The sequence below is a fragment of the Bacterioplanes sanyensis genome, assembly GCF_002237535.1.
GTDB lineage: Bacteria > Pseudomonadota > Gammaproteobacteria > Pseudomonadales > Oceanobacteraceae > Bacterioplanes > Bacterioplanes sanyensis_A.
In genome coordinates, this window is record NZ_CP022530.1 from 1,207,461 (window position 1) to 1,220,447 (window position 12,987).

Sequence of the window (12,987 nt, forward strand, 5' to 3'; positions counted from 1 at the left end):
GTATGGATGTACATGTGTTGAGCGAACTATGCGCCTGTTTATTGCCGAAAAACCCAGCCTCGGGCGTGCCATCGCTGCGGCATTGCCAAAGCCGTTGCAAAAGGGCGAAGGTTTTATCCAGGCCAGCAACGGCGATGTCGTCAGTTGGTGCATTGGCCATCTGCTAGAGCAAGCGGAACCGGATGCCTACAATCCGGCGTTTAAGCAATGGCGCCTCGATACTCTGCCGATTCTGCCCGAGCAATGGCAATTGCAGCCCAAATCATCAGCGCGTAAACAGCTGGCGGTGTTGCGTAAATGGGTTAAGCAGGCCCAGCAGTTGGTGCATGCCGGCGACCCAGATCGTGAGGGGCAGCTGCTGGTGGACGAGGTAATTGATTACCTCAAGGTGTCGCAGCAGAAAAAGCAATCTATGCAACGGCTGTTAGTCAGCGACCTCAACCTCGCCGCGGTGCAAAAAGCGCTCACTCAGTTGCGCCCCAACTCTGATTTTATTCCGTTGTCTGTCTCCGCCTTGGCGCGCAGTCGTGCAGATTGGTTGTACGGCATCAACCTGACCCGTGCTTGCACCATCAAAGGCCAGCAGTCTGGTGTGCAGCAGGTATTATCGGTGGGGCGAGTGCAGACGCCAGTGTTGGGGTTGGTGGTGCGGCGTGATCAAGCCATCGAGCAGTTCGTCAGCAAACCCTTTTATGAGGTGCGGGCCGCCATCCATTTGCAGCCACAGCTACCGCTGAGCTTTTATGCCCAGTGGCAGCCTAGTGAAGCCTGTGCCGCACATCAGGATGAAGATGGCCGAGTGTTGAATCCAAAGCTGGCAGCCAATGTCGCGACGCGCATCCGTCAGCAACCGGCCGAAGTAACGGCGTTTGAACAGCAAAACAAACAGCAGGCGGCGCCCTTGCCATACAGTTTATCGAGCCTGCAAGTGGACGCTGGCAAGGCATTTGGCTTGTCAGCCAAACAGGTACTGGACACCTGTCAGTCTCTGTATGAAAAACATCAGCTGATCACCTACCCCCGTTCAGACTGCCGATACCTACCGACCCAACACTGGGGCGAGCGACAGACCATAGCTACGGCCATTACTAACACCTGTTCAAAATTAGGCGATGCCTGCGCTAACGCCGAGTGGCAGCGCCGCTCGGCCGCTTGGAACGATGCCAAGGTTGGTGCCCACCATGCGATTGTGCCAACCGCCAAAGCGATGCCGGAACAGCGTTTAACGAAAGCAGAGCAGCAGATTTATCAGCTGATTGCGCGGCAGTATCTGTGGCAGTTCTATCCACCGTATCGTTATCAGCAGCGCCGCGCAGAGTTAGTCATTGCTGGCGGCACTTTCGTCGCAACGCAGCGCTGTACCCTTGAGCTGGGCTGGAAGAGCCTGCTACCGGCAGCGGCTCAAAGCAGTGACGAGTCGGCCACTGAACTGCCGGAACTCAGCGTTGGGCAGCGATTGTGGAGCGGTGAGCCGTGTGTGGATGATAAGCAGACGCAGCCGCCGAAAGCCTTTACCGACGCCAGTTTGTTGGCCGCCATGACCGGCATTAACCGCTACGTTAGCGATGCGTCATTGCGTAAGGTGCTGCGTGATACCGATGGTCTAGGCACCGAGGCGACACGTGCGGGCATTATTGAGCTGCTGTTTAAACGCGGTTTTTTACAGCGCCAGGGGAAAAGCATTCAAGCCACGGCTCTGGGCAAAGCGCTGGTGAATGCTTTACCTGCCAGCACCACTTTGCCGGATACCACGGCTCATTGGGAACGCCAGCTGAATGACATCAGCCAACGTGAGCTCAGCTATCAACAGTTTATGACAACATTGGAGCAGCGCTTGCGCCAATTGCTGCAGGAAACTTCGGCCCTCGATGGGCAGGGGTTTCGACAGTTGCCACCGGCGGCTAAGCCGGCTGGTCGTGGCAAGCGGCGCACGTCAAAACCGCGCACCAACCAGCGCACGAAAAACCGGGCTAAAAGCCGAGTGAAAAACTAAGGGAGCCGCCGACGGTCGCGCTGGCCATTTTGGTTGCGGTTGCCGTCTTCGATGATGCAGAGCAGCGCAGAATGATTCAAAAATTGCCAAGGTATACCACCGTGAGTACGGCATTGTGCTGCACTCGCCGATCCACCAGTGGGCTGTCATAAATTGAATCGCTGAGCCACTCCGCCTGATATTTAAAGCGCATCTGCCACTGCCGGTTGAACGGCCACAACGCCTCGATGCCAGCGACCGGATTAGTGGCGGCACTGCTGTCATACACTGGTAGTTGCGCCGTGCTTTGCTCTGTATCGATGCCATACAGGCTGTCACTGTATGGCCCGCTCAGCCAGCGAGCGCCCAGCTGCCACTGAGCTTTGGGGGTGAAATGACCCGGCCAGGCAAACAGCGGCTGAGTAATGGTGGCTTCGACGGTGCTGCCATGTGAGTGCCCAGAAATATCGTGTGCCAGCCCTAATGACAGCGCGCGCCACTCCAGCCCCAAGTTGGCCGTGACTTCCATGTCACCACCGTCAAACCCACGGTAACGAGGATCGTCAGCGTCACCCCAGATATCGCTATTAACACTTTCGTCGCGCAGGCCAATGGCCGTCGACAGCCGCCACTGTTGCAGTGACCAATGATGGGTCACTAAGCCATTGCCGGTACCAATCTGCCAGCCCCCTTTGCGTGCACTCAATAACGGTACGTTCAACTGTTGAGTGTGCTGTTGATGCCAGGGTGCTTGGCGCACCAGGCTGCCAGCCCCCACTTCGTATTGCCATGACGATGACGCAGTCGTTTCGGCCGTGGCGATAGGTGCTGCAAGAACAGTGAGCAAGCCGCAGAGAAGCGGGGGATAAACGATGCGCATAGCAATATCCGGCAAAGACTGTGACCTTTATCTTGCGCCGAATGGCGAGGTGCAACATGTGGCAAATGTCACGACAGGCCATGACATTTGCCCTATTCTGACGGCCGGATAACAGCGGTACAGTCAGTTGTATACGAACTTTAATTTAGAGCGTGATGCCCTGTTTAAATGGATTGATTTTGCCTTAGCCGGTCTCACGGTGGGCTACATAGCCAGCCTGATGCTGTATTTATGGCTGACTAATGATGAAAGCCCTGCATTAATGAATCCGACTCCTTTGTGGCTTTCATTGTCAGCAGCATTGTTTGCTGCGAACTGGCTGGCCAATCTGCATTTGCGATTGCCAAAGGTTAAGCAGCGGTCGCAGGCGCCACCCAGCTTATGGATTGCCGCAGCGACGGCGATCGTACTGATGCTAATGTTTGCGCCCGGAATATGCGCCATTTTATGGCTGTTAATTGTTGGGCAGTTACCCAGATATATGGCGCTCAGCAAGAGTGCCGCGGCAGCTGTTTTCATACCACTGGCGATTGGTTTGTATCACTGGCTTGGCTTCGACGGTCAGTACGCCATGGTCAACTTTGGACTGTATACGCTCTTCAATTTGTTCGTCCTGTATTTAAGTGTGACGCTGATATCTGAGCAGCAAGCGCGAGCACATGCTGCACGTTTGGTGACGGAATTAACGGCGACGCAACAGTTATTGGCGTCGACCAGTAAACGCGATGAGCGTTTGCGCATCGCCCGCGAACTGCACGATTTATCCGGCCACCATTTGGCGGCGTTAAGTCTGCAACTGGAAATCGCTCATCACACGCAAGGCGAGCAACACGACGCTGCGCTGCAGCGTGCCGGTGTTATTGCCCATCTGTTGTTAAGTGAAATGCGTGAAACGGTATCGACCTTTCGCCAACATCGCGGTATTGAGCTGCAAGACGCTCTACAAACGCTGGCGTCCAGCTTGTCGCGGCCACGGGTGTGGTTGCAAATCGAGTCGGTGTTAACCGTGGATGATGTGCGAGTGGCGGAAGCTATTTTGCGCAGTGTGCAGGAGGCACTGACCAATGTGGTGCGCCACACCCAAGCCGATAAAGCCGCTGTGTGCTTGTGGCAAGAGCCCGGCCAAATTCGGCTGCGCATCGTCGACAATGGAGGCTGCCGAGCGATTCCACAGCCTGGTAATGGCCTACAGGGGATGCGCGAGCGACTGGCAGAGTTGGCTGGACAGTTGACAATGAGTTGTACCACTTCAGGGCTGCAGTTGGATATTACTTTGCCGCGACAGGACGAAAGAATACCGTGATCAAAATTGTTCTGATTGAAGATCAGCAGCTGGTGCGCGATGGCATTCGCACCCTGTTAGAGCTGCGCCCAGGTTATCAAGTGGTGGCCTGTGCTTGTGATGGCGCTGAGGGGCTGCAAGCGATTCAGCGCCATCGACCGGATGTGATATTGCTCGATATCCGTATGCCGGTGATGACAGGCACCGAGGTATTAGCAGCATTAAGGCAACAAGGCGATGCTACGCCGGTACTGGTATTAACAACCTTTGATGACCACGAACTGGTGCACCAGTGCATTAGCACAGGGGCAAAGGGCTACTTGCGCAAAGATGTGGCGTTGGATGAACTGCTCAGTGCGATTGATGCGTTGCACTCGGGCGGCGAGTGGCTACAACCGGCGCTGACGCAACGCATTCACAATTATCGCCTGGCAGAGCAGCAAGCCTTTCCTGCAGACGTGGCACTGACCGCCGCCGAAGTACGAGTGCTGCGCCTGGTGGCGGCGGGTCACAGCAATCAAGAAATTGCCCGGGCTTTGCATCGAGCAACGGGCACGGTACGAAATCAGGTGTCGGCTATTTTGGAAAAGCTATCGGCGAGAGACAGAACCCAAGCTGTGTTAAAAGCCATTGATCAAGGGCTGATATAAAGCACGGGCCTGATGGCCCGTGTTGGTAGCGAGAGTAACGGTATTGCTGGCGGCGCTGGCTGCTACACGCGGAAGCGCGATAAGTTGCCAGCGATGTTGGTACTCAACGTATGCAACTGACCTGACTGGTTCATGGCCTCGGCGACATTGCCCGCCAGGTCATCCGATGCTGACTGAATGGCCGTGGCAATGCGGCTGATTTCTTCGGTGGCGGCATGTTGTTCGCGCGAGGCGTTGGCAATGTTCTGCGAACGTTCCGAAATATCCCCCAACGCATCAGCAATGGCGGTCAAGCTCTGAGTCACCTGAGCGGCGCTGTCGGCGGTCTCGGCGGTGAGGTCCTTGCTGGTCTGCATGATGCTCACAGCGCTTTGACTGTGCTGCTTGAGGTTATCAATCATTTCCTGAATTTCGCCGGTGGCCTCGTGTGTTCTTTGCGATAAGGTACGAACCTCATCGGCGACCACGGCAAAACCTCGGCCTTGCTCACCTGCGCGCGCGGCTTCAATAGCAGCGTTAAGGGCCAACAAGTTGGTTTGCTCAGCGATGCCTTGAATGGTGGCCAAAATACCGGTGATTTGCTGAGCTTGCTCATCCAGCTGGGTAATCACACCGGTGGCATCATCGATTTGATCGGTCAGGCGGCCCATGCGGCGTTTGTTTTCTTCGGCATTCACCATGCCTGACTGACCTTCTGCGGTTGCGTTTTGCGCTGCACCGGCCGTGTCGGACGCATTCGAGGCGACTTCCGAGGACGTTGATGACAGTTCATTTACCGCCACTGCCACTTGGCTGATTTCGCTTTGCTGTACCTGTACGGCTTGGTTGTTTTCCTCTGCATTGGTACGCGCCGAGCTGGATAAGCTGTCCAGTTCTTTCGATGAGCTCATGCTCTGAGACACCAACTCGTGAATGGAGCCAATAAACACGTTAAATGCATGGCTTAGTGCACCGATTTCATCATTGCGTAGCACTTCTAAGCGCTTGGTCAGGTCGGCGTCACCTTGAGCAATGTCGGACATGGCCACACTTAAATTGGCCAGTGGTTTGAGCAGCCGGGAAATAATCACGCCGGTAATCAGCGTAACGATAACAATGGTTAAAATACCGGTGACCCAGCTGGACCACCTGAGCGCGGACAGGCTGGCGTACGCTTCTTTCTCGGGGGCCACCAGCAACACTTGCCAGTCGGTGCCATCAACGGGGTACAGCCCTAATAAACTCTTGCGCCCGTCAAATTCTGCGGTGACGATTTGGCCGAGCTGTAAACGTGTAGAGCCGTCCAGTAAATTACTGACGGGCTTGTCGAGCAATGCATCGTCCGGATGCACCATGAATTTTTGCTCGTCGTTGAGCAGAGCTGCATAACCGTTTTCACCCAGATCGATATCCAGTACCTGATCGACCACTTCGGTCAGGGCTACGTCGCCTGCCAACACACCGTTGCGCGTTGGCTCGGCAAAGGTAATCACCATCACCCCAGTGCTGGCGTCGACATAGGGCGGTGTAATAATTTGCTTTCCAGCTTGTTTCGCTTGGGTGTACCACGGACGTACACGAGGGTCGTAGCCAGCCGGCAGCTCATCATCTGGGCGCATCACCATATTGCCATCTTGTGTGCCCAAGTACAGGTACATAAAACCACCGGCACGCTGGCCATTGGCGACGATATCGCCAGCAGACAAGTTGCTGTTGAGTGAGCCGGTTGAGGCGCTGACGATCTTGCCTTTGGCGTCAATCCAGTTGCTGACAAAGCTGGCGGTTTTAATGCCAGTGATACGAATCCGTTCGCTAATCTCCCCGGCCAGACTGGCCCGGGCTTGGTAGTAGCTGTAAACGCTGCTTAAGGCTAATAGCACCAGAATGGTGCAACCTACCGCCAGCATCAGCTGCTTGCGAATGCTCATATTGTTCATGCGTATAGTCCTCGTACCTTGGCACCGTTTTAGCTTAGCAGGCTGACAGCAAACGACCTGTGATGCTGAGACCGCTGCCAAATGTTTCGTCAGTGATACCGTTTGCCCGCGATATCTCATGACCATTCAGGGAGTGCGGTGATGCCCAGTAACGGGCAATGCCTGTGCATGACTACATCGGCCCGTCGAGGCAATACTTGAACGTTCGTTAGATAATTACCGACTATTACCCTCTGCCACCACTTCGCCGAGTTGCCATAGTTTCCAGTCGCCTGGTTGGTACAGCGTCCAGGATTCATCGTCGGTTAGGGGCTCGGTGGCAATGATACTAACCACGTCGTTGGGCGTCGTTTCGGCGGCAAAATCAATGCTGACTTCTGCATCACTTAAATGCGCTGGGCCGAATGGCGCGCGGCGGGTGATGTAGGCCATTTTGGTGCTGCAGTAACTGAACAGCCAATCACCATTGCTCAACAAACAATTAAACACGCCTTGTTGGCGATAGCTGTCGGCCAGTTCGACCAAGATGTCGGTCAGTTGTTTGGGCATGGCATCGCGCGGTAATGATTGGCGAACCTGGTTCATCACATCGCAAAAAAGCTCTTCGCTGTCGGTATCGCCCACCGGTTCGTACATACCGACGCGGCGGGTAAATGATTTGAGCTGGCCGTTATGAGCGAACACCCAATAACGTCCCCACAGTTCACGCACAAACGGGTGGGTATTGGCGAGGTTAATATCGCCAACATTGGCTTGTCGAATGTGGCATATCGCCGTTTTGCTCTTAATCGGATGCTGCTGAATCAGCTCGGCAATGCGCGACGAAGCGCTGGGTTCTGGGTCGTGAAAACAGCGCACACCTTTGCCCTCGTAAAAGGCCACGCCCCAGCCATCTTTGTGTGGTCCGGTTTCACCGCCACGCCGCGTTAGGCCGGTAAAGCTGAAACATAAGTCGGTGGGGGTATTGGCACTCATGCCTAACAGCTCGCACATTTCCGATGCCATTCCTGAATGAAAAAGCCATTGTAACGGGCGCGCAGCGCTGTGGTCATTGCTAGCAACGTTTTTTGAGAAAACGGTGGCGCAGAAGGCTTTGCACGAAACGCTTTCATAGAAAACAACGAAGGTCTTGGCTGTTTTTGCCAACTGCGGCGCTGGCGGAGGCGTTTTGTGCATTACTCATATTCAGCCAAAGTCGTACTTTGATCTTAGTTAAACGGTCGACAATGGCGCCAAACCGATCGGCTTAACCCAACGATAACCCAAGTCTTTTTAGCGTGAATTGCTGGTACTTCGCTGGCGCAGTATTGAAAGCGAAGAGACGTCGTCACTGCCGTGGCGATCACGATTCGACGAAAAAAGGACAGCCAATATGCGCACTCGCGTTTCCTTGTGGATGGCCGGCCTGTGTTTCACTGCGCAGGCTTGGTCTTCCCCGATCCCCATACCCGACGATCTCGATGCCGCATTGGCAGAGTTGATTCAGCAACACGGTTTGACCGGTGACCCATTGGCGGGCACAGACTTGCCGGACATCAGCGATCCTGAAGCTCAGTTGGGCAAATTATTGTTTTTCAGCAAAGCCCTCAGCGGCAATAAAGACGTGGCCTGCGCCAGTTGCCACCATCCTTATTTAGGCGGTGGCGACGGCTTGTCATTGTCCGTCGGCAGCTTGGCAACAGACCCTGATATTCTCGGCCCAGGACGGCTGACCAGTACCGGTGAGTTGTACGTGCCGCGCAACGCACCGACGATATTTAATGCGTGGGCTTATAAGCGCGGTTTATTTCGCGATGCTCGGGTGGAGTTCGTGGATTGGGAAAATCCACAACAAGGGATCAGCACCCCCGACGTACCCTACGGTGAAGCTGATCCTGCTGCCGGCGATACCCTACTGGCGGCGCAGGCGAGATTTCCGGTAATTACCGACGCGGAAATGCGCGGTTTTGACTTTATGCCAGGCGCCAGCAATGAGGCCGTGCGAGCCCATTTGGCTGCGCGCATTGGCGACTACGGCAGTGGCTCTGGGGAGTTATTTCGCAATCAATGGCGTGAGCGCTTCGCGGCAGTTTACGGCCCGACCAATGCGGGCGAAGAGCTGGTCACTTTTGCCAACATCAGCCGCGCCATTGCGGCGTATCAGCAGTCCATGGTGTTTGTCGATAACCCTTGGTATCGCTATGTACGCGGTGATAAAACCGCACTGACGGAGTCACAAAAACGCGGCGCATTTTTGTATTATTTTATGCCGCCACCACCGTCTGACGGCGGCACCGAGCCAGATTTCCTTCCCACCCAGTGCATCGGCTGTCACAACACCGACACCTTTACCCAAACCAAGGAATCCAATTATCACCGTTTGGCCTTTCCGCAAATTGGTCCAGGCACTGGCAGCCCGGGCGCCGAAACCAACGACTTAGGGCGAACCCATCGCAACGGCGACGAGGCTGACTTATTCAGCTTTCGCTCCGGCACCTTGCTGAACATCGAAGTCACTGGGCCCTACGGTCACGCTGGTAACTACGATACGTTGGAGCAGGTGATTGAGCACTACAACGATTATCGCCCGTTTATTCAGCAGTATTTCGATAACAAGGGTTGGTGCTCGCAGCCGCAGTTTACCTTTATGGATAACTGCCAGAGTTTGTTCCCTTGGGCGGAGGAAAACACCGAACCGGCTGCGGTGATGGTGGACGATGAAATTGCCGACGGTGCGCCAGTTTTGCAGCCCTTGCAGCTTAATGCCCAAGACAAAGCCGATCTGGTGAATTTTATGAAGGCGCTGACCGACCCTTGCGTGAAAGACGCCGCTTGCCTGCAAGCCTGGCTGCCACAGCGCAGCGACGGCGATCCCGACGGTTTGTTATTGAACGCCAAAAACTATCAGGGTGTGCCGCTGTATTTACCGTCGGATTGCCGTCAGGGCGATACCTTGGCCTCTGGTGCGATGTTGCGACCGAATCAAGGCGAATGTGTATCGGGTCAATGGCACTTCTTGTCGTTTGATGTGCCCAGTGACAATACCTTGGTGTATCTGAGTACCCGCGACGGTGAGGGCCAGACGCAGTTGTTCGTTAATCCGCATACCTGGGCTACACCAGAAAATGCCATCGCCAGCTCGGTGGGTGAGGGCACCGAGCAGGTGCTGACGCTGACGTTAAATCGCGGGCGTCATTACGTCACTGTCGGACATCCAGAAGGCTATCGCGGCGTCAGCGTAGCCTTGGCGTTGGAGAGTGCGGTGCGTGAGCCGGGTGAGCGGCCGCTGGCGCTGCCGGACGTGTGTCAGCAGCAGCCAGCGCTGGGCTACGGCGAGGTGACTACCGGCGAGCCGGTCTGCGTCCAGGCAGAGCGCGGATATTTCTTCGTGCAGGTGGCGCAAGCAAACGCCAGCGTGGAAATTCGCACCCGCCACGGCGAGGGCGATCTCAATCTGCTGGCGGCTCCATGGTGGCCAACGGACAGCCACTACGCGTTCAGCTCAAAGCAACCTGGCAATGATGAATACTTGCGAATCGATGCGCCAACGCCGGGTTGGTATTACCTGTTGGTTAGTGGTGGCGCGCATCGCGGCGCGAGCTTACAGGTCGATATTCGCACGACAACGGAAAGCTCTGCTGTGCCCGCTGCGCCAATGTCTGAACCGCTCGCACCGCCACGATAACAAGCACTCGACCTCCCCTGCGGCAAGCACAGTTCGGTGTTTGCCGCTTTAACCCGTCGATAACCGCCAGTGTTTTAGTCTGGGCAGACTCACAACTCATGCCCATGACGTAGCAATGGTAAAAAAATCATCACACTCGCGCGCTTGGAATGCACTGGGCTTAGATCTGAACTCAGTTCTGGGTCTCAGTCTGGCGCTGTTACTCAGCGGCTGTGCCACCAGCGATGGTCACTATCGCCAGGACTTACAGCAACATCTGCCACAAACCTGGCAGCAGCACAGTGAGCAAACGGCACTACTGACTGACCTGTTGGATGACGCTCAACTGAACGCACTGATAGAACAGGCGTTAGTCGCCAATCCGGATGTGCAGCAGCTGTATTGGCAGTGGCAGCAAAGCACGGCAGCGTTGACTCAGCAGCAGGGCCAGCAATTGCCTCAGGTCGATCTGCAGTTGCAGCGCCAGCACAACGCAGGCGTCTCGCGTGATGAGGCGCAAGCATCGCTGCGCGTCAGCTGGCAGGTGGATGTTTGGCAGCAATTGGCCGATCAAAGCGATGCCGCTCAGCAACGCTCGCTGCAACAGCAGGCGCTGCTGCAGGCAGGCCGAGCATCACTGGCGGCGCAGTTGATGGACACTTGGCTGAACCTTGCGCGCCATCAGCAACAGCTGCAGGTTGAACAACGCCGACAACAGTTGCTACAGCAAAACAAAGACTTTGTTGAGCAACGTTATCGCCGCGGCTTGGGCGAACTGCAGGAGTTGAATAACGTCGCCGCCGAGCAGTCACAAAGCTTGGCGCGCATCGCCGAATACCGTGCCGCGAAGCAGCAATTGCAGCTGCAACTGCGTCGTTTATTGGGGCAATCCGAAGGCGACTTGCTGGAGGTTTCTGATTACCCGCAGGTACTGCAGCCGCTGACGGAGTTACCGCGTCAGACCCTAGCTCAGCGTCCAGATTTAATTGCCGCTTACGCCAACGTGGTGGCGGCAGAAAGCGACGTCAGCGTCGCTTACAAGGACTTGCTACCCAGCCTCAGTCTGGAAGCGGCGCTAAGCGGCAAAGACGGTAATTTCGGCTGGTCCGACCCTGTCTGGTCGCTATTGGGGCAGCTGGTGGCGCCGATTTTTCAGGGTGGCCAGCTACAGGCACAAGTCAGCCGCGCCGAGGCTCAAGCCGGTGAAGCCTACGCGGCCTATCAGTCGACTTTGCTAACGGCCGTTCAAGAAGTTGACAACGCGCTGCAGCGCGAGCAGCGCCTCACCGAGCAGCAGCAGCAATTGCAACACGCTCTATTCAGTGCCGAGCAAGTGGTCGCGCACTACCAGTACAAATACCGCAATGGCCTGGTCGATGTGCTCGACGTGCTGCAGGTGCAGCAACAGGCCTTCGATCTAGAAACCCAGCTCAACACCGTTACTTATCAGCATTTGAGCAATCGCATCACACTTGGCCTGGCGTTGGGCCTGGGAGTTTCCGCATGACCTCTGTTACCTCATGGCGCCCGCTGGCGCTCGCGCTATTGGCGTTAGTCGTCACCATCACTCTGGTGGCAGTGCAATTGTCCGTTGCCAAACCATCAACCGCTGCCCCCGCGCAAGCGGCAACAATGCCGCAAGTTGACGTGATTTATGCCGAGGCGCAGGCGCACACTCTGGTGGTGTCGGGTTATGGCAGCGCGCAAGGGCGCTATCAGCAGCCGCTCACTGCGGCGGTGGATGGCCAGGTGGTGGCGGTAAGCAGCCAATTTGAGGCCGGGCAGCCGGTCGCCGCTGGTACGCCCCTACTAACGCTGCAGTCACAGTCGTATCAGGCCGCACTGGCCACGGCCCAACGTGAATTGGCCGATGCCAAGGTGGCCTATCTGGAGGAGCAGCGCGCCAGTCAGCAAGCACAGCAAGAATGGCAAGCCAGCAATATGGGCGAACCAGAGTCCGAGCTGGTGCTGCGCCAGCCGCAGCTGCAAGCGGCACAAGCACGCTGGCAACAGGCTAAGCAGCAAGTGGAGCTGGCCTGGCAACAACTGCGCGATACCGAACTGCGGGCGCCGTTTGATGCGGTGGTCATGCAGCGTACGGTAGCGCCCGGTGAGTATCTAGCCCGTGGCAACGTCGCCGGTGAGCTGGTCAGCAGTGACATGCTCTACATCCGTGTGCCGCTGTCATTAAGCCAATGGCAACAGCTGCCGAGTCGCGAACAGTTACTGACCTCGCATTGGCAAGCTTGGGTGGAAGACATTGAAACCGGGCAGCGCTGGTCGGCGTATATCTCTCAAGTCGACCAGCATGTGGATGCCGAGCAGCGCCAGCGCTCGCTCACCCTGGCGGTGGCGGCGCCGCTGGAGCAACAACCGCCGCTGTACCCCGGCACCTTTGTCAAAGCCGCGCTGCAGGCCAATGTGCAAGACAGCGTATGGCAGCTACCGGCCTCAGTGCTCAGTGCCGCTGGACAAATCTGGTATGTCGATGAGCAGCAGCAATTGGCCAGCTTCACGGCTGATGTGGTCGCGCGCGACCAACAAGCGCTGTACGTGCGGCCACCGGCTGACTTAGTCGCTCAGCGAGTGGCTGTTGTGCGATCCCCCTGAACAGCTACGCCAACGCGATGACGGTGAAGATTGC

General features: G+C 56.3%; 9 protein-coding genes. 6 read left to right on the plus strand and 3 right to left on the minus strand.

Annotated elements, in window-relative coordinates; all coding sequences use genetic code 11:
• Window positions 1-28 precede the first annotated feature (28 nt).
• Window positions 29-1,993, plus strand: coding sequence for a DNA topoisomerase III (locus CHH28_RS05655; protein WP_094059400.1), 1,965 nt, complete (start codon window positions 29-31; stop codon window positions 1,991-1,993).
• A gap of 76 nt (window positions 1,994-2,069) precedes the next feature.
• Here the strand turns inward: CHH28_RS05655 and CHH28_RS05660 are convergent, their stop codons facing one another.
• Window positions 2,070-2,852, minus strand: a complete 783-nt coding sequence (locus tag CHH28_RS05660) for a MipA/OmpV family protein (protein ID WP_094059401.1) — start codon at window positions 2,850-2,852, stop codon at window positions 2,070-2,072.
• 127 nt (window positions 2,853-2,979) lie between these two features.
• On the opposite strand from CHH28_RS05660, the gene CHH28_RS05665 reads away from it, so the two are divergent.
• Complete coding sequence (locus CHH28_RS05665; protein WP_094059402.1) at window positions 2,980-4,155, plus strand: sensor histidine kinase; 1,176 nt, start codon at window positions 2,980-2,982, stop codon at window positions 4,153-4,155.
• Window positions 4,152-4,784 carry a response regulator gene (locus CHH28_RS05670; RefSeq protein ID WP_094059403.1) on the plus strand — a complete coding sequence of 211 codons (633 nt, stop codon included), beginning with the start codon at window positions 4,152-4,154 and terminating at the stop codon, window positions 4,782-4,784. The genes CHH28_RS05665 and CHH28_RS05670 overlap by 4 nt, the downstream gene beginning before the upstream one ends.
• Window positions 4,785-4,846: 62 nt before the next feature.
• Here CHH28_RS05670 and CHH28_RS05675 read toward each other — a convergent pair whose 3' ends face one another.
• Together CHH28_RS05675 and CHH28_RS05680 are read right to left on the minus strand one after the other, a co-directional pair.
• Window positions 4,847-6,700 carry a methyl-accepting chemotaxis protein gene (locus CHH28_RS05675; protein ID WP_199244010.1) on the minus strand — a complete coding sequence of 618 codons (1,854 nt, stop codon included), beginning with the start codon at window positions 6,698-6,700 and terminating at the stop codon, window positions 4,847-4,849.
• A 216-nt stretch (window positions 6,701-6,916) separates the two neighbouring features.
• On the minus strand, window positions 6,917-7,693 hold the full coding sequence (locus CHH28_RS05680; RefSeq protein ID WP_094059405.1) for a class II glutamine amidotransferase: 777 nt from the start codon (window positions 7,691-7,693) through the stop codon (window positions 6,917-6,919).
• Window positions 7,694-8,072: 379 nt separating this feature from the next.
• Between CHH28_RS05680 and CHH28_RS05685 the strand changes: the two genes are divergently transcribed.
• The 3 genes from CHH28_RS05685 (at window position 8,073) to CHH28_RS05695 (ending at window position 12,953) form a co-directional block, all read left to right on the plus strand.
• Window positions 8,073-10,364 (plus strand): cytochrome c peroxidase, encoded by a 2,292-nt coding sequence (locus CHH28_RS05685; RefSeq protein ID WP_094059406.1) that lies wholly within the window; start codon window positions 8,073-8,075, stop codon window positions 10,362-10,364.
• Window positions 10,365-10,479: 115 nt separating this feature from the next.
• Entirely contained in the window at window positions 10,480-11,850 is a 1,371-nt protein-coding gene (locus tag CHH28_RS05690; protein WP_094059407.1) for a TolC family protein, read from the plus strand.
• Window positions 11,847-12,953, plus strand: coding sequence for an efflux RND transporter periplasmic adaptor subunit (locus tag CHH28_RS05695; RefSeq protein WP_094059408.1), 1,107 nt, complete (start codon window positions 11,847-11,849; stop codon window positions 12,951-12,953). The genes CHH28_RS05690 and CHH28_RS05695 overlap by 4 nt, the downstream gene beginning before the upstream one ends.
• The last annotated feature ends 34 nt before the right edge of the window (window positions 12,954-12,987 follow it).